The 16,153-nt window shown below is 67.5% G+C and carries 12 protein-coding genes and 3 tRNA genes; 8 read left to right on the forward strand and 7 right to left on the reverse strand.

The genetic code is table 11. From position 1 onward, the window contains the following. Positions 1-113: 113 nt before the first annotated feature. Genes emrR through emrB form a run of 4 tightly spaced genes read left to right on the forward strand, consistent with a single transcriptional unit; the run spans position 114 to position 4,834 of the window. On the forward strand, positions 114-557 hold the full coding sequence (gene emrR / locus ACT6SE_RS06050; protein ID WP_014646521.1) for a multidrug efflux system transcriptional regulator EmrR: 444 nt from the start codon (positions 114-116) through the stop codon (positions 555-557). After that, positions 554-2,047: a multidrug efflux transporter outer membrane subunit EmrC gene (gene emrC / locus ACT6SE_RS06055; RefSeq protein ID WP_046429738.1), complete on the forward strand. Its 1,494-nt coding sequence runs from the start codon at positions 554-556 to the stop codon at positions 2,045-2,047. The genes emrR and emrC overlap by 4 nt, the downstream gene beginning before the upstream one ends. Positions 2,048-2,058: 11 nt before the next feature. Continuing rightward, entirely contained in the window at positions 2,059-3,240 is a 1,182-nt protein-coding gene (gene emrA, locus ACT6SE_RS06060) for a multidrug efflux MFS transporter periplasmic adaptor subunit EmrA (protein ID WP_046429740.1), read from the forward strand. Positions 3,241-3,247: 7 nt separating this feature from the next. Beyond that, on the forward strand, positions 3,248-4,834 hold the full coding sequence (gene emrB / locus ACT6SE_RS06065; protein ID WP_005408769.1) for a multidrug efflux MFS transporter permease subunit EmrB: 1,587 nt from the start codon (positions 3,248-3,250) through the stop codon (positions 4,832-4,834). A gap of 153 nt (positions 4,835-4,987) precedes the next feature. Here emrB and ACT6SE_RS06070 read toward each other — a convergent pair. Continuing rightward, positions 4,988-5,072 (reverse strand) — tRNA-Leu (locus ACT6SE_RS06070). A gap of 50 nt (positions 5,073-5,122) precedes the next feature. Continuing rightward, positions 5,123-6,022 (reverse strand): LysR family transcriptional regulator, encoded by a 900-nt coding sequence (locus ACT6SE_RS06075; protein ID WP_046429741.1) that lies wholly within the window; start codon positions 6,020-6,022, stop codon positions 5,123-5,125. A 98-nt stretch (positions 6,023-6,120) separates the two neighbouring features. Between ACT6SE_RS06075 and ACT6SE_RS06080 the strand changes: the two genes are divergently transcribed. Further along, on the forward strand, positions 6,121-6,867 hold the full coding sequence (locus ACT6SE_RS06080) for a sulfite exporter TauE/SafE family protein (RefSeq protein ID WP_014646526.1): 747 nt from the start codon (positions 6,121-6,123) through the stop codon (positions 6,865-6,867). A gap of 56 nt (positions 6,868-6,923) precedes the next feature. Here ACT6SE_RS06080 and ACT6SE_RS06085 read toward each other — a convergent pair. Both ACT6SE_RS06085 and ACT6SE_RS06090 read right to left on the reverse strand, forming a co-directional pair. Further along, positions 6,924-7,008: transfer RNA gene (locus tag ACT6SE_RS06085), tRNA-Leu, on the reverse strand. 207 nt (positions 7,009-7,215) lie between these two features. Further along, positions 7,216-7,300, reverse strand: a tRNA-Leu gene (locus ACT6SE_RS06090). Positions 7,301-7,428: 128 nt separating this feature from the next. On the opposite strand from ACT6SE_RS06090, the gene rnr reads away from it, so the two are divergent. The 3 genes from rnr to rlmB all read left to right on the forward strand — a co-directional run bounded on the left by rnr (position 7,429) and on the right by rlmB (position 11,366). Further along, positions 7,429-9,894, forward strand: a complete 2,466-nt coding sequence (gene rnr / locus ACT6SE_RS06095; RefSeq protein ID WP_046429742.1) for a ribonuclease R — start codon at positions 7,429-7,431, stop codon at positions 9,892-9,894. 84 nt (positions 9,895-9,978) lie between these two features. Beyond that, on the forward strand, positions 9,979-10,461 hold the full coding sequence (locus tag ACT6SE_RS06100) for a GFA family protein (protein ID WP_014646528.1): 483 nt from the start codon (positions 9,979-9,981) through the stop codon (positions 10,459-10,461). 161 nt (positions 10,462-10,622) lie between these two features. After that, the gene (gene rlmB / locus ACT6SE_RS06105; protein WP_005408775.1) at positions 10,623-11,366 is read left to right on the forward strand and encodes a 23S rRNA (guanosine(2251)-2'-O)-methyltransferase RlmB; all 744 of its coding nucleotides are present in this window, start codon (positions 10,623-10,625) and stop codon (positions 11,364-11,366) included. A 77-nt stretch (positions 11,367-11,443) separates the two neighbouring features. On the opposite strand, the gene ACT6SE_RS06110 is transcribed toward rlmB, so the two are convergent. From ACT6SE_RS06110 to ACT6SE_RS06120, 3 genes are read right to left on the reverse strand one after another with little or no spacing between them, the layout of a single operon-like run. Then, a complete protein-coding gene (locus ACT6SE_RS06110; RefSeq protein ID WP_046429746.1) occupies positions 11,444-12,883 on the reverse strand; it encodes a TolC family protein in 1,440 nt (479 codons plus the stop codon). Next, a complete protein-coding gene (locus tag ACT6SE_RS06115; protein ID WP_014646530.1) occupies positions 12,880-14,838 on the reverse strand; it encodes a MacB family efflux pump subunit in 1,959 nt (652 codons plus the stop codon). The genes ACT6SE_RS06110 and ACT6SE_RS06115 overlap by 4 nt, the downstream gene beginning before the upstream one ends. Beyond that, positions 14,835-16,076 carry an efflux RND transporter periplasmic adaptor subunit gene (locus ACT6SE_RS06120; RefSeq protein WP_014646531.1) on the reverse strand — a complete coding sequence of 414 codons (1,242 nt, stop codon included), beginning with the start codon at positions 16,074-16,076 and terminating at the stop codon, positions 14,835-14,837. Before ACT6SE_RS06120 ends, ACT6SE_RS06115 begins: the two co-directional genes overlap by 4 nt. Between the last annotated feature and the right edge of the window lie 77 nt (positions 16,077-16,153).

The raw sequence follows: 16,153 nt of genomic DNA on the forward strand, positions 1-16,153 counted from the left end.
GATCATTAAGGTAGGCGCCTTCACTGATCGAGCCCGCTGCTGCAACACAGCATTCGATGCCAGATCGAATATTTCCATTGAGAAATATTTTTTTTGGAAGAGAATGCTCCCCCATGATCTGTCCTGCAACCACTCCCCCCAGCTTCGGCCTGCTGCTGCGCCAGGTGCGCGACGGCCTGGTGCGCCAACTCGACGCGTCCATGGCGGAAGAAGATCTGGGAATCGGCTTCACCCATTACATCGGGTTGAAGGTGCTTTCCCACATGGCGCCCTGCACCGCCAACGAACTGGCCCAGGCCATCGACCAGGTGCCCAGCGCGGTCACCCGCCTGCTGGACAAGCTGGAGGCGCTGGGCTGCGTCCGCCGCGAGGCGCATGCGCAGGACCGGCGGGCACTGCAGATCGTGCTGACCGACGAAGGCCGTGCGTTGTGGGCGCGGCTGAAGCTGCGCGGCGACGCGGTGATGGATTACGCGCTGCGTGATCTTTCCGCCGACGAGCGCACGCTGCTGCTGTCCCTCCTTACCCGAATCCGCGATTCACTGACGACCCCATGAACCCGATCCCGCATTCCACTCTCCGCCGGTCCGGGCGCGCGCTGCTGGTGTCAGCGCTGGCGCTGGCCCTGGCCGCCTGCGCCAGCAGTCGTGGCCTCAACCCGCAGGGCCACGTGCTTGACGTGGACAGCCTGCACAGCGAACGCACCCTGGCTGACACCGACCTGAGCGCCGCCGGCTTCCCGGCGCAGGACTGGTGGAAGGCACTGGGCGATGCGCAGCTGGACGCACTGGTCGCCGAAGGCCTGGCCGGTCATCCGAGCCTGGACGCCGCCGACGCGCGCCTGCGCCAGGCCCAGGCCCAGGTCGGTACCGCGCGCGCCGACGAGCTGCCCAGCCTGTCGGTGTCCGGCGGCTACACCGGCCTGCGCCTGCCCGAGTCGATGGTCGGCAGCGAGATGGGCGGCCGCTATGGCGGCAGCAGCCAGGTCGCCTTCGATTTCAGCTACGGCGTGGACCTGTGGGGCGGCAAGCGCGCTGCCTGGGAAGCCGCCGTGGATGGCGCGCATGCCGCCACCGTTGAAGCCCAGGCCGCACGCCTGAACCTGTCCACCGGCATTGCCCAGGCCTATGCCGACCTGGCCTACGCGTGGCAGCTCAACGACGTGGCCGAGGAAGAACTGACCCGCTCGCAGAAATCGCTGCAGCTGACCCGCCAGCGCCGCAGCGCCGGCATCGACAGCGATCTGCAGGTGCGCCAGGCCGAGGCCCGCGTGCCGGCCGCGCAGCAGCAGGTGCTGGCCGCGCAGCAGCGCATCGACGCCGCCCGCACCGCGCTGGCTGCACTGGTCGGCAAGGGGCCGGACCGTGGCCTGTCGATCCAGCGCCCGCAGCCGTTGAACCCGATGGCACTGCAGCTGCCGGGCGTACTGCCCAGCGAACTGCTCGGCCGTCGCCCCGACATCGTGGCTGCGCGCTGGCGCGTGGAAGCGGCCGACAAGCAGATCAAGGTCGCCAAGACCAAGTTCTACCCGAGCTTCAACCTGACCGCGCTGGCCGGCGTGGTCGCCCCGAACGTGGGTGACCTGCTGAAGAGCAGCTCGACCTTCGCCTACATCGGCCCGGCGTTGAGCCTGCCGATCTTCGAAGGCGGCAAGCTGCGCGCCAACCTGGCCAACACCGACGCGCAGTACGACCTGGCGGTGGCCAACTACAACCAGGCCGTGCTCGATGCACTGCGCGACGTCGCCGACCAGGTCAACGCGGTGCGCTCGCTGGCGCAGCAGGCGCACGCGCAGCAGCAGGCAGTGGACACCGCACGCTCGGCCTTCGACCTGGCCCAGCAGCGCTACCGCGCCGGCATCGGCAGCTACCTGGACGTGCTGACCGCGCAGTCCACCCTGCTGCAGTCGCAGCAGCAGCTGGCCGGCCTGCAGTCGCAGCAGGTGCAGACCTCGGTGCGCCTGAGCAAGGCGCTGGGCGGTGGTTTCCAGCCCGCCGACACCGACCGCGCACCGATCGCCTCCCATTCCGATTCCTCGCATTCCTGAAGACGCCCGCCATGAGCCAGACCCAAGACACCGCGGCCCCGGCCGCCTCCAACCGCCGCGGCAACCTGCTGCGCGGCCTGTTCGTGATCGTCGTGCTGCTGCTTGCCGCCCTGGCGCTGTGGTACTTCATGTTCGGCCGTTGGTTCGAAGAGACCGACGATGCCTACGTGCAGGGCAACCAGGTGCAGATCACCCCGCTGGTGGCCGGTACCGTGGTCGCCATCAATGCCGATGACGGCATGCGCGTGGAGCGCGGCCAGCTGCTGGTGCAGCTGGACCCGTCCGACACTTCGGTGGCGCTGCAGCAGGCCGAAGCCAACCTGGCCAAGACCGTGCGCCAGACCCGTGGCCTGTACCGCAGCGTGGAAGGCGCGCAGGCGGACCTGAACGCCCGCCAGGTGACCCTGAAGCGCGTGCGCGAGGACTTCGCCCGCCGCAAGGATCTGGCCGCCACTGGCGCCATTTCCAACGAAGAACTGGCCCACGCCCGCGACGAGCTGGCTGCGGCCGAAGCGGCCGTTGCCGGTTCGCGCGAGACCGTCGAGCGCAACCGCGCGCTGGTCGACGACACCGTGATCGCCACCCAGCCGGACGTGCAGGCCGCCGCCGCGCAGCTGCGCCAGGCCTTCCTCAACAACGCCCGCGCCGGCATCGTCGCGCCGGTCACCGGCTACGTTGCCCGTCGTTCGGTGCAGGTGGGCCAGCGCGTGCAGCCGGGCAATGCCCTGATGGCCGTGGTGCCGACCGAGCAGATGTGGGTCGAGGCCAACTTCAAGGAAACCCAGCTGCGCCATATGCGCCTGGGCCAGGAAGTGGAGCTGAAGTCGGACCTGTATGCCGGTGACGTGAAGTACAAGGGCCGCATCCAGAGCCTGGGCCTGGGTACCGGCTCGGCGTTCTCGCTGTTGCCGGCGCAGAACGCCAGCGGCAACTGGATCAAGATCGTGCAGCGCGTGCCGGTGCGCATCGCCATCGATGCCAAGCAGCTGGCCGAACACCCGCTGCGCATCGGCCTGTCGATGAAGGCCGAAGTGAGCCTGCGCGACCAGAAGGGTGAAGTACTGCCGAGCACCCCGGCCAAGGGCACCGTGTTCGACACCGACGTATATGCCAAGCAGCTGCATGATGCCGATGAGGTGATCCACACGATCATCCAGGGCAACCTGCCGCAGCAACAGGCAAAGGTGGGCTGAGGTCGCCATGTCCGCACAAGCTCCAGCCGCACCCGGCGCTCCGGGTGCACCGGCGGCGCCGGGTGCGGCCTCCGGGTTCCTGCCACCCAGCGTCGCCCTGTGCACCGTGGGCCTGGCGATGGCGTCGTTCATGCAGGTGCTCGACACCACCATCGCCAACGTTTCACTGCCGACCATCGCCGGTAATCTCGGCGCCAGCTCGCAGCAGGCGACCTGGGTCATCACTTCGTTCGCGGTCAGCACGGCCATCGCGCTGCCGCTGACCGGCTGGCTCAGCCGTCGCTTCGGCGAGCGCAAGCTGTTCGTCTGGGCCACGCTGGCCTTCGTCATCACCTCGCTGCTGTGCGGCCTGGCGCAGAGCATGGGCATGCTGGTGCTGTCGCGTGCGCTGCAGGGTTTCGTGGCCGGCCCGATGTACCCGATCACGCAGTCGCTGCTGGTCTCGATCTATCCGCGCGAGAAACGCGGACAGGCATTGGCGCTGCTGGCGATGATCACGGTGGTGGCGCCCATCTGCGGTCCGATCCTCGGTGGTTGGATCACCGACAACTACAGCTGGGAATGGATCTTCCTGATCAACGTGCCACTGGGCATCTTCGCCGCGCTGGTGGTGGGCAACCAGCTGAAGGGACGCCCGGAGCAGATCGAGAAGCCGAAGATGGACTACGTCGGCCTGGTCACCCTGGTGATCGGTGTCGGTGCCCTGCAGCTGGTGCTCGACCTGGGCAACGACGAGGACTGGTTCTCGTCGATGAAGATCGTGGTGCTGGCCTGCGTGGCGGTGGTGACGCTGACGGTGTTCCTGATCTGGGAGCTGACCGACAAGGATCCGATCGTCGACCTGAAGCTGTTCCGGCACCGCAACTTCCGCGCCGGCACGCTGGCGATGGTGGTGGCCTACGCGGCGTTCTTCAGCGTGGCGCTGCTGATCCCGCAGTGGCTGCAGCGTGACATGGGCTACACCGCGATCTGGGCAGGCCTGGCGACCGCGCCGATCGGCATCCTGCCGGTGATCATGACGCCATTCGTCGGCAAGTACGCATCGCGCTTCGACATGCGCATGCTGGCCACGGTGGCCTTCATCGTGCTGTCGATGACCAGCTTCCTGCGTTCGAACTTCAACCTGCAGGTGGACTACATGCACGTGGCCGGCGTGCAGCTGATCATGGGCATCGGCGTCGCGCTGTTCTTCATGCCGGTGCTGCAGATCCTGCTGTCGGACCTGGATGGGCGCGAGATCGCGGCGGGCTCCGGCCTGGCCACGTTCCTGCGTACGCTGGGTGGCAGCTTCGCGGCGTCACTGACGACGTGGCTGTGGGCGCGGCGTACCCAGGTGCACCATGCCGACCTGACCGAGCACATCTCGGCCTATCAGCCCGGCATGCAGGACCAGGTGACGGCGATGGGGCAGGGCGACCTGCAACACGGTGCAGCGGTACTGAACAACATGATCAACCACCAGGCATCGCAGATGGGCTTCAACGACATCTTCTTCCTGCTGGGCTGGATCTTCCTGGCGATCATCACGTTCCTGTGGCTGGCCAAGCCGCCGTTCGGCGCGGGTGCAGGTGCTGCCGCCGGCGGCGGGCACTGACCGTTCATTGCTGTTGAAACGCAGAAACCCCGCCGCAAGGCGGGGTTTTTCTTTTGGTGGATCCACGCCACGCATGGATGGATCTCGGGGCGTGAATTCCCAGACCCCGGAAACGAAAAAACCCGCTTTCGCGGGTTTGATCATCTTGAGTCGTGGTGCCCAGGAGAGGACTCGAACCTCCACGGTTTTACCCGCTAGTACCTGAAACTAGTGCGTCTACCAATTCCGCCACCTGGGCGACTCAGGAGATGAATTATGGGGAGCCACAGAAGATGTGTCAACAACATTTCACACTTTTTTCTGGGGCTGCACGCCCAGGTGATGCAGCAGGCTGCGCATCGCCGGTGACAGTCGTGTCCACTCGGCAAAGCACGCGCACAGGCGTCGTTGCGCCCACGCATCGGCGAGCGGTACGGCGACGGTGTGCGTGCTGCGCCGATGCTGGCGCGCGATGGTCCGCGGCGCGATGCCGACGCCGATGCCGTGGCCGACCATGATGCACACGCCTTCGAAGGTCTTCATGCGGATGCGTACATCCAGGCGGCGCCCGATGTCGCGCGCCTGGTCCTCGATGTAGGTCTGCAGTGCATTGCCATCGGCCAGGGCAACGAAGGTCTCGCCGGCAACCTCGACGAAGGTCACGCTGCGCCGCGAGGCGAGGCGGTGATCGGCCGGCAGCAGCATCACCAGCGGGTCTTCGGCAACCACATGCTGCTGCAGGCCGGCAGCGTCGACCGCATCGCTGATGATGCCGGCTTCGGCCTGGCCGGCACTGATCGCGCGTACGACTTCGGGGCTGGTGCGCTCCAGCAGTTCCACATGCAGGCGTGGGCGTCCGGCCAGCCACGGCGCGAGCCGCGAGGGCAGGTAGTTGGTCAGCGCGGCGGTGTTGGCATACAGGTGCAGGGTGCCGCGCGCACCCTGCGCGAACGCCTGTAGTTCGCCACGCAGCTGTGCCTGCTGCTGCAGGATCAGGCGTGCGTGGTGGGCGAGGGCGGCGCCGGCCTCGGTCAGGCTGACGCCGCGTGGGTGCCGGTGCAACAGCGCGGTGCCGGCATCGGCTTCGATCGTGCGCAGGCGCTCGCTGGCTGAACCCAATGCCAGGTTTGCCTGTGCCGCGCCGGCGGTGATGCTGCCGGCTTCGGCGATTGCCAGGAACAGGCGCAGGTCGGCGATGTCCATCCGCATGTCGTGCCTCATTGCTGATCCGGCGCCTTCGGGTCAGCCGAAGGCTGGGCCGGGAAGACCGCATTGTGCGCCTAGCGAGGGCCCGGTCCAATGAAGCCATGCATGAATCGACATACTTCTATTTGCTGCTGGTGGTGGTGTTCGTGCTGGCCGGCGTGGTCAAGGGCGTGACAGGGATGGGGTTGCCGACGGTGGCGATGGGCCTGCTGGGCAGCACCCTGTCACCGGTGGCGGCGGCGTCGATGCTGTTCATTCCAACCTTCGTCACCAATGCGTGGCAACTGCTGTCCGGGCCGTCGCTGGGCCACATCGTGCGGCGTTTGTGGCCGATGATGCTTGCCGTGGTGGTGGTGACGCTGGGTTCGGCCGCACTGCTGGTGCGGGTCGATCGCACCTGGTCGCGCGTTGCGCTGGGCGTGGCATTGGTGGTCTATGCCGCCTATGCGTTGCTCGCGCCGGTGTTCCGCGTGCCGCAGCGGCGCGAGCGCTGGCTGGGGCCGCTGGTGGGTGCGCTGTCCGGCGTGGTGACGGGGGCGACGGGTGTGTTCGTGATGCCGGCGGTGCCGTACCTGCAGTCGCTGGGATTGCAGCGCGAGGAGCTGGTGCAGGCGCTCGGGCTGGCGTTCACCGTGTCGACGATTTCGCTGACCACCGGTCTGGTGCTGCACGGTGCGTTCGGCATCCAGCAGCTGGGGCTGAGTGCGCTGGCGGTGCTGCCGGCGCTGCTGGGCATGTGGCTGGGCCAGGTGATCCGGCAGCGCATCAGCGCGCGCGTGTTCCGCGCCTGCTTCCTGGGGTTCCTGCTGCTGCTCGGGCTGGAACTGGTGCTGCGGCCGTTGTTCTGATGCCGGATCCGGGGCATGAAAAAACCCGCCTTCGCGGGTTTTTCTCATTCTCGACGTGGTGCCCAGGAGAGGACTCGAACCTCCACGGTTTTACCCGCTAGTACCTGAAACTAGTGCGTCTACCAATTCCGCCACCTGGGCGTCGAGGAGCGAGATTATGGGGTGCCGTGACGGGGGTGTCAACACTTTTTGCTGATCCCGGGTCGGTTGCCGTTGCGCATGCGAAACGGGCTCTGCCCCCCATCTCACTCGCTTGGGGCCAGAGCCCTTTCCTCTGGAAAGGAATCCGACCCCGGCTGCCGGATCACAGGCAAAAAAAATCCCCGCCGAAGCGAGGAGTTTTTTCGTTGGTGCCCAGGAGAGGACTCGAACCTCCACGGTTTTACCCGCTAGTACCTGAAACTAGTGCGTCTACCAATTCCGCCACCTGGGCGTTCCAGAGGCGCAATTGTGAAGATGAATCCGCAGGCTGTCAACGACTTCCTGAATGTTTTTGACGCGATCGCTTGAAGGCGACCGCTGACCCGTTCTGCACGCCGCCAGCGGCTACCATGTAGGGCGATGACTACCAAAAAACCAAGCAAGGGCGGGAGCAAGTCCCGCAGCCAGGCCCCGAACAAGGGCGCCAAGGCGGGGGCAGCCCGCACCACCAAGCCGGGCAAGCCGCTGCCGGGCTGGTTCCCCGAATTGAATGAAGGCGGTGTACCGCCACGCGGCCGCAAGGTCCGCAGTACCGATGCACCGGGCCCGGCCCCGGGCCGCAAGCTGCCGCCGGCCGGCAAGGTGATCGACGATCCCTATGCCGCCCGCGAAGCGGAGAAGTACGAACAGCCCATCGCCAGCCGCGAGGCCATCCTGGCCCTGCTGGAGCGCTGCGAAGGGCCGCAGACCGCCGAGGAACTGGGCGCGCGCCTGGGCCTGACCGCTCCGGACCGGGCCGAAGCGCTGTCGCGCCGGCTCGGTGCGATGGTCCGCGACGGCCAGCTGGTGCAGAACCGTCGCGGCGGTTTCGCCCCGATCCAGACCCTGAACCTGGTCACCGGTGTGGTGATCGCCAACCCGGAAGGGTTCGGCTTCCTGCGCCCGGTCGAGGGCGGCGACGACCTGTTCCTGCCGCCTTATGAAATGCGCAAGGTCATGCACGGCGACAAGGTGCTGGCCCGCGTGACCGGCATCGATCACCGTGGCCGTCGCGAAGGCAGCATCGCCCGCGTGCTGGAGCGCGGCATGACCCGCCTGATCGGCCGCTTCAGCATCGAGATGGGCATCAACTACGTGGTGCCCGACGACAAGCGCGTGCAGCGCAACGTGCAGGTGCCGCCGGACCAGACCGGTGGTGCGCGCGACGGCCAGCTGGTGGTCTGTGAACTGACCCAGGCGCCGGACAGCCGCCGCCCGCCGATCGGCCGCATCATCGCGGTGCTCGGCGACAAGCTGACCGCGTCGCTGGTGGTGGAGACCGCCATCCATGGCCACGAGCTGCCGTTCGAGTTCCCGCAGGAGGTGCTGGACGAAGCGGCCTCGGTGCCGCTGGTGGTCGAGCCGGCGATGATTGGCGACCGTGTCGACCTGCGCAGCACGCCGCTGGTCACCATCGATGGCGAGGATGCCAAGGACTTCGACGACGCGGTGTACTGCGAGCCGAATGCCGAGGGTTTCCGCCTGGTGGTGGCGATTGCCGACGTCTCGAATTACGTTCGCCCTGGTACGCCGCTGGATGAAGAGGCGCAGAAGCGTGCGACGTCGGTGTACTTCCCGGGCTTCGTGGTGCCGATGCTGCCGGAGACACTGTCCAACGGCATCTGCTCGCTGATGCCGAAGGTCGACCGCATGTGCTTTGTCTGCGACATGCAGATCGACCGCGATGGCCTGGTCACGCATTCGCGCTTCTACGAGGCGGTGATGAACTCGCATGCGCGCCTGACCTACACCCAGGTGTGGAAGGCGGTGGGCGAGGACGATGCCGATACCAAGGCCTGGATGGGCGACCTGCTGCCGCAGGTGCAGCGCCTGCACCAGCTGTACAAGGTGCTGTCCAAGGCACGCGCCAAGCGCGGTGCCATCGAATTCGAAAGCAGTGAAGTGCGCTTCGTGCTGGACAACCGTGGTGAAGTGACCCAGGCCGGCATGCTGGTGCGCAACGACGCGCACAAGCTGATCGAGGAGTGCATGATCGCGGCCAACGTCGAGGCCGCCAGATACCTGCTGTCGCGCCATGTGCCGGCGCCGTACCGCATCCACGAGAAGCCGCCGGAAACCAAGTACGCCGACCTGCTGGAATTCCTCAAGGAGTTCAAGCTGAGCCTGCCGCCGTGGTCGAAGGTGCGCCCGGGCGATTACACCAAGCTGCTGAAGAAGATCCGCGACCGCCCCGATGCCACGCTGCTGGAATCGGTGTTGCTGCGCAGCCAGAGCCTGGCGATCTACAGCCCGGAGAATCACGGCCACTTCGGCCTGGCGCTGGAGGCGTACGCGCACTTCACCTCGCCGATCCGCCGTTACCCCGACCTGCTGGTGCACCGTGCGATCAAGCATGCGTTGTCCGGCAAGCCGCTGGACAAGTTCACCTACAACGCGCGCGAAATGGCGGCCCTGGCGCTGCAGTGTTCCGAGCGCGAGCGCCGTGCCGACGAAGCCGAGCGCGAGGTCGACGAGCGTTACCGCGCGGCGTGGATGGAAAAGCACGTGGGCGGCCAGTTCGACGGCGTGATCAGCGGCGTGACGAGCTTCGGCCTGTTCGTGGAACTGGACGAGTCCAAGGTGCAGGGCCTGGTGCATGTGACCCAGCTGCCGCAGGACTATTACAAGTTCGACGCCACCCGCAAAACGCTGACCGGCGAACGCCGCGGCAGCAGCTACCGGCTGGGTGACCGCGTGCGGATCCTGGTGCTGAAGGCCAGCATGGAAGAGCGCAAGATCGACTTCCGCCTGGTCGAGCACAAGGGCGAGGACGAGGGCGATGGCGATGGCCTGCCGCCGCCGCCCGAGCGGGGCAAGCCGGCCAAGCGCACCAAGAAGAAGTATTGAAAGGTGTGCCGACCAACGGTCGGCACCTACCGCAACTGGTAGGTGCCAACCTTGGTTGGCACGACGTTCCGGAGGAACCCCAGCATGCAAGGCCAACCCGAATACAGTGGCGGCTGCCAGTGCGGCGCGGTCCGCTTCCAGGCGCGTGGCGAGCTCACCGACAGCTCGATCTGCCATTGCCGGATGTGCCAGAAGGCGTTCGGTGCCTATTACGCGCCGCTGGTATCCGTGCGCGGCGTGCAGTTCAGCTGGACCCGCGGCCAGCCGCGCTATTTCCAGTCGTCCAACGTGGTGCGGCGTGGTTTCTGCGCCGACTGCGGTACACCCCTGACCTATGAAGCCCCGGATGGCGTGGCCGTGGCTGCCGGCGCCTTCGATGAGCCGGAACGCCTGCCACCGACGATCCAGTACGGGGTGGAGCGCAAGCTGCCGTTCGTCGACAGCCTGTCCGGCCTGCCGGCGCGGCGCACCGAGGACGACGTCGCCGCGCTGGAGTTCCTGGCCACCATCGTTTCCCACCAGCACCCCGACCACGACACCCCGCACTGGCCGCCGCGCAGTCGGTAACGCCCCTCTAGCGCCGAGCCCACGCTCGGCTGCTCCGGGTTCAGGCTTCATCGGCCCCCCGCCAGCCGAGCATGGGCTCGGCGCTACAGAGGGGCGGCCGGTCGCAGCGCCCGGCCTGCCGATGCTCTACCATAGCCACCCCCTTTCCGGTCCCCGCCCGCATGAGCAAGAACAGCCAGTGGATTGTCGGCGTCAACGCCGTCGCCTCCTCCATCGAGAACGACGCCGAGAACGTCCGCGAAGTGCTGGTCGAGGCCGGTGCGAAGAACCCGCGCCTGACCGAGATCGAAGAGAACGCCCGCCGCAAGGGCATCGATGTGCGCAAGGTGAACAGCCAGGCGCTGGACGGTGTTGGCGGTTCGGTGCGCCACCAGGGCGTGGCCGCGCGCTACGCCGCCGCCCGTACCTACAGCGAGAACGAGCTGGAAGGGCTGGTCACCGCGGCCGAGGGCAAGGCCCTGCTGCTGGTGCTCGACGAGGTGCAGGACCCGCACAACCTCGGCGCCTGCCTGCGCTCGGCCGCTGCCGCCGGGGCGACCGCGGTGATCATCCCGAAGGACAAGTCGGCCACGGTCAATGCCACTGTGCGCAAGACTTCGGCCGGTGCCGCCGACCTGATCCCGGTGGTGGCGGTGACCAACCTCTCGCGCTGCCTGAAGGACCTGCAGAAGCAGGGCGTGTGGATCTACGGCCTGGCCGGTGAAGCCACGGCCTCGCTGTACCAGCTGGACCTGAAGGGCAACATCGCGCTGGTGCTGGGCGGCGAAGCCGATGGCCTGCGCCGCCTGACCCGCGAGAACTGCGATGGCCTGGTCAAGATCCCGATGCCGGGCGAGATCGAGAGCCTGAACGTCTCCGTCGCCGCCGGCGTCAGCCTGTTCGAGGCCGTGCGCCAGCGCGGTTGATCGGCCAGCGCGATGTGATCGGGGTCAGATCCCTTTTCCAATGGGAAAAGGGATCTGACCCCGTTTCATGTCCCGCCTCACCCCGCGCTGCCGCCCAACGCCTTGAACAGCGTCACGTCGTTGTTGAGCTGGCCCTGGCGCGCACGTGCCAGCGACAGTTCGGCATCACGCCGGGTCTGCTGCGCTTCCAGCCAGGTGCGCAGATCGGTGGCACCCACGCGGTAACGCACTTCCTGCGCGCGTTCCACTTCCACCGCTTCGTCGTATGAAGCCTGCGAGGCCGCCACCTGGCGCGCCAGCTGCTCGCGCGCCGACAGTGCGTTGTCCACTTCCGAGAGCGCGGTATACAGCGTCTTGCGGAAGTTGCTGGCGGCGATCTGGTAGGCGGTGCCGGCGATATCGGTATCCAGCTGCGCACGCTGCAGGTTGAGGAACGGCAGCGACAGGCCGGCGCCCAGCGTGGCCACCGGGTTGCGCAGTACATCGCCCAGCGAGGTCGCGCTTGAACCGAGGCTGCCGGTCAGGCTCAGCGCAGGGTAGTACTGGGTGGCGGTGACCTTGATGGTCTTCAGGCTGTTGCGCAGGCGAAGTTCGGCCGCGCGCAGATCGGGGCGGCGGCCGAGCAGATCGGTCGGCAGGCCTTCGCTGATGGCTGGGCTGCGTGCGCCCAGCAGGTCCTGTGGTTCGTCCTGCTGGGGCCAGGGCGTGCCGTCCAGCAGCACGGTCAGCGCGTTGCGCACCTCCACCCGCTGCTGTTCCAGCGCGCTCTGCGAGGACCGCTGCGACTGCAGGTTCTGCAGTGCCTGGCGCACTTCCAGGCGCGATACCGCACCGGCGTCGAAGCGGGCCTGCACCAGTTCGCGGGTGCGTTCCAGGCGCTCCAGGTTGGCCTGGCCGGTGGCGATCGACTGGTTGAGGTAGGCCAGGTTCCAGTACTGGGTGATGGTGTCGCTGATCACCAGCAGCGCGGTGTTCTGCCGGTCTTCCTCGCTGGCCTCGGCTTCCCAGCGGGCGATGTCGCGCTGGGTGCGCAGGCGGCCCCACAGGTCCACTTCCCAACCCAGCGAGACGCCGGTGGAATAGCTGCGGCGCCAATCATCAGACTGGTCGGTGGCGCGGCTGGCGCTGCCGCTCACGCCGGATGACGAGGGCTGCGGCCACAGTGCGTTGCTGGCCAGGCCGGCCTGCAGGCGCGAACGCTGCACGGCCAGGCCGGCGGCGGCCAGATCGCTGTTGGCGGCCAGCGCCTGCGCCACCAGGCGGTCCAGGCGTTCATCGCCGAAGCCGGTCCACCAGGTGTCCTGGCGGATGTCGCGGCCCGGTGTATCCAGGCTGCTGCGCGGGTCATCGGCTGGCGCGTTGAGGGTGGCATCGCCACGTCCATACTGCGCCGCCACGGCCGGGTCGTGCACCGGGTAGCGGCCGACCGACGCGCAGCCGGACAGGGCGAGTAGAACGGCACCGGCCAGCAGCAGGTGCCGGGGAGCGGGGAAGGGCAGTCGGGTCATCATCTTCATTCGCGGGCCAGGGCCTCCACCGGGTCGAGCTGCGCGGCGTTGCGCGCTGGCAGGAAGCCGAACGCAACGCCGATCAGGGTCGAGCAGGCAAACGCGGCGACGATCGAGGCGGTGGAGAACAGCACCTGGAAGTCGCTGGCGAAGCGGCCGATCATCGAGCCCAGCAGCAGGGCCAGGCCGATACCGAGCACGCCGCCGAGCAGGCAGACCAGCACCGCTTCGATCAGGAACTGCTGGCGGATATCACTCTGCCGTGCACCGACGGCCATGCGCACCCCGATCTCGCGGGTGCGCTCGGTCACCGATACCAGCATGATGTTCATCACGCCGATGCCACCGACCAGCAACGCGATGGCGGCGATGGCACCGATCAGCAGGGTCATCGTGCGCGTGGTCTGCTCGATGGTCTCGCGGATCTCGGCGCTGTTGCTGAGGAAGAAATCCTCGGTGCCATGGCGCAGGGTCAGCAGGCGGGTGATCGCTTCCTGCGCGGCGTCCATCGGCGTGTCATCGTCCACGCGCACGGTGATGCTGGACACGTGGCTCTGGCCGAGCATGCGCGACATCACCGTGGTGTACGGCACCCACACGCTGAGGCTGGTGCTGCCGCCGAAGCCGAAACTCTGCCGCTTGGCCACGCCGACCACGCGCGCCGGCACGTTGCCGAGCAGGATCACCTGGCCGACCGGGTCGACATCGGGAAAGAACTGGGACTGGGTGTTCTCGTCGATCACCGCCACCTGGCCCAGGCCCTTGACCGCATCGGCATCGAAGAAGCTGCCGCTGAGCAGGGTCACGCCCTTGACCCGGAAGAACTGCTCGCCAACGCCGCTGACCTGGGCGGTGGACGACTGGTTGCGGTAACGCGCGGTGACCGAAGTCGATACGCTGGGGGTGGCGCTGTCTACGTAGCTCTGCCTTGCCAGTGCATCGGCATCGCTGGCCTTGAGCGTCTGTACGCGCGCCGAGCGCATGTCGCCGAAACCGCGGCCGGGATAGACGTCGATGGTATTGGTGCCGAGCGCGCTGATGTTCTGCAGGATCTGCTGCTGGGAGCCATTGCCCAGCGCCACCACCGAGACCACCGAGGCGATGCCGATGATGATGCCGAGCATGGTCAGGAAGGTTCGCAGCCGATGTGCGTTCATCGCCAGCAGCGCCATGCGGAACGCTTCGGTGAAGCGGTCGCGCGCGGCCCGCCAGCTGTTGCCGCGGGCGACGCCGGTACTGGCCTCGCGCTGCGCACGGTAGGTCGGCGCATTCGGGTTGGCGCGGTCGGCGATGATCTCGCCATCGCGGATTTCGATGATGCGCTGCGCGTGCTCGGCCACGCTCATGTCGTGGGTGACGATGATGATGGTGTGGCCTTCGGCATGCAGTTCGCCGAGGATCGCCATCACTTCCTCGCCGGATTTCGTGTCCAGCGCGCCGGTCGGTTCGTCGGCCAGGATCACCTCGCCGCCGTTCATCAGGGCGCGTGCGATCGACACGCGCTGCTGCTGGCCACCGGACAGCTGGCCCGGCTTGTGATGCATGCGGTCGCTCAGGCCCAGCCGCTGCAGCAGTTGCTCGGCACGCGCGTTGCGCACCGGGCCGGGGCTGCCGGCGTACACCGCCGGCACTTCCACGTTGCCGCGCGCATCCAGGTCGCCGAGCAGGTGGTAGCGCTGGAAGATGAAACCGAAATGCTCGCGGCGCAGTTCGGCCAGTTCGTCCGGTTGCATCTTCCCGGTTTCGCGGCTGGCCACCTGGTAGCTGCCACGGGTGGGACGATCGAGGCAGCCGAGGATGTTCATCAGCGTCGACTTGCCCGAGCCGGACTGGCCGACGATGGCCACCATCTCACCGGCGTGGATGTCGAGATTGACGTCGCGCAGCACGGCGATCACATCATCGCCGGCCGGGAATTCACGTCGCAGGTCGCGCAGGCGCAGCAGCGGCGCCGTCGTGCTCATCGGCGCCCCATGCCCGGGCCGCCAACCCGCATCTGCATGCCGCCGCGGTTGCCGCCGCCGGCGCTGGCACCGGCCGCACCCGCTTCGCCAACCACCACGCGCTCGCCTTCCTTCAGCCCGGACAGGATCTCGGCCGAGGCGCCATTGTTGATGCCCACCGTGACCTTGCGCGGCTGCGGCTGGCCCTTGTCGTCCAGCACCCGCACCATGCGCTCGTCGCCACGGCGCTTCGGCCCCAGCGCCACTGCCGGCACCATCAGCACGCCCTTGGCCTGCTTGAGCAGCACCGAGACCTGCGCGGTCATGTCGATGCGCAGCGTGCCATCCGGGTTCTCCACGTCGAACAGCGCGTTGTAGTAGACCGCGCTGCTGGAACTGGAACTGGAGGAGCTGCTGGAGCTGGATGAATTCTCGTTGGCGATCGAGGCTGGCGCCGGATTGATCTGGCGCAGCGTGGCGTGGTACTTGCGGTCCGGGTCGCCGAGCGTGGTGAAGTACACCGGCATGCCGGCCTTGATCTTGACCACGTCGGCCTCGGAGATCTCCGCATTGACGGTGACCACGTCCAGCCGCGCCAGCATGACGATGGTCGGCGCGGTCTGGTTGGCGTTCACCGTGCGGCCTTCCTCGGCCACCACCGCCACCACGGTGCCGTCCATCGGCGCGGTAATGCGGGTGTAGGCCAGGTTGGCGCGGGCGGTGCCCAGCTCGGTTTCGCGGCCCTTGATCTGCGCCTCGTAGGACTGCAGCTGGGCACGGGCGGTCTTCAGCTGCGCCTCGGCGGCATCGTATTCCTGGCGCGAGGTGGCCTCGGCAGCCAGCATCTGCTGCTGGCGCGCGAATTCCAGTTCGGCCTGGCGCAGGGTGGCCTGCTGGACGGCGCGCTGGGCGGTGACCTGGTCCAGCGAGGCCTGCGCGTTGAGCACCTGGTTCTGCTGGGTGGTGGCGTCGATCTCGGCAATCAGGTCGCCTTCCTTCACGGTGTCGCCCAGCTGCACCTTCAGCGACTTGATCTGGCCCGAGGCCTGCGCACCGACGCTGACCAGCTTGTAGGCATCGATCACGCCGGTGGCGTCCACCGTCTGCTCGATGTCACCGCGGCTGACCGGCGAGGTGGCCACCGCCGGCGCGGCGGGCTTGCGCAGCAGCCACCAGGCGGTCGCGGCGACGATCAGGGCAAGCAGGGCGATCAGTATCAGGCGACTCCGGCGGGTCGCGGGCAGCAGGCGGAACGTCACGTCGTGGCTTCACTCTCGGGGCCGCGCGTGCGGCGTTGGCGGGCATTGTGAAGACCGGGCGATGGACGGCTCAATCC

The organism is Stenotrophomonas sp. LC732, assembly GCF_052446685.1.
Taxonomy (GTDB): Bacteria; Pseudomonadota; Gammaproteobacteria; order Xanthomonadales; family Xanthomonadaceae; genus Stenotrophomonas; species Stenotrophomonas muris.

Coding starts and splice junctions, on each gene's coding strand:
- emrR (WP_014646521.1), top strand. CDS start 114: ATGATCTGTCCTGCAACCACTCCCCCCAGCTTCGGCCTGCTGCTGCGC.
- emrC (WP_046429738.1), top strand. CDS start 554: ATGAACCCGATCCCGCATTCCACTCTCCGCCGGTCCGGGCGCGCGCTG.
- emrA (WP_046429740.1), top strand. CDS start 2,059: ATGAGCCAGACCCAAGACACCGCGGCCCCGGCCGCCTCCAACCGCCGC.
- emrB (WP_005408769.1), top strand. CDS start 3,248: ATGTCCGCACAAGCTCCAGCCGCACCCGGCGCTCCGGGTGCACCGGCG.
- ACT6SE_RS06075 (WP_046429741.1), bottom strand. CDS start 6,022: ATGCGGATGGACATCGCCGACCTGCGCCTGTTCCTGGCAATCGCCGAA.
- ACT6SE_RS06080 (WP_014646526.1), top strand. CDS start 6,121: ATGCATGAATCGACATACTTCTATTTGCTGCTGGTGGTGGTGTTCGTG.
- rnr (WP_046429742.1), top strand. CDS start 7,429: ATGACTACCAAAAAACCAAGCAAGGGCGGGAGCAAGTCCCGCAGCCAG.
- ACT6SE_RS06100 (WP_014646528.1), top strand. CDS start 9,979: ATGCAAGGCCAACCCGAATACAGTGGCGGCTGCCAGTGCGGCGCGGTC.
- rlmB (WP_005408775.1), top strand. CDS start 10,623: ATGAGCAAGAACAGCCAGTGGATTGTCGGCGTCAACGCCGTCGCCTCC.
- ACT6SE_RS06110 (WP_046429746.1), bottom strand. CDS start 12,883: ATGAAGATGATGACCCGACTGCCCTTCCCCGCTCCCCGGCACCTGCTG.
- ACT6SE_RS06115 (WP_014646530.1), bottom strand. CDS start 14,838: ATGAGCACGACGGCGCCGCTGCTGCGCCTGCGCGACCTGCGACGTGAA.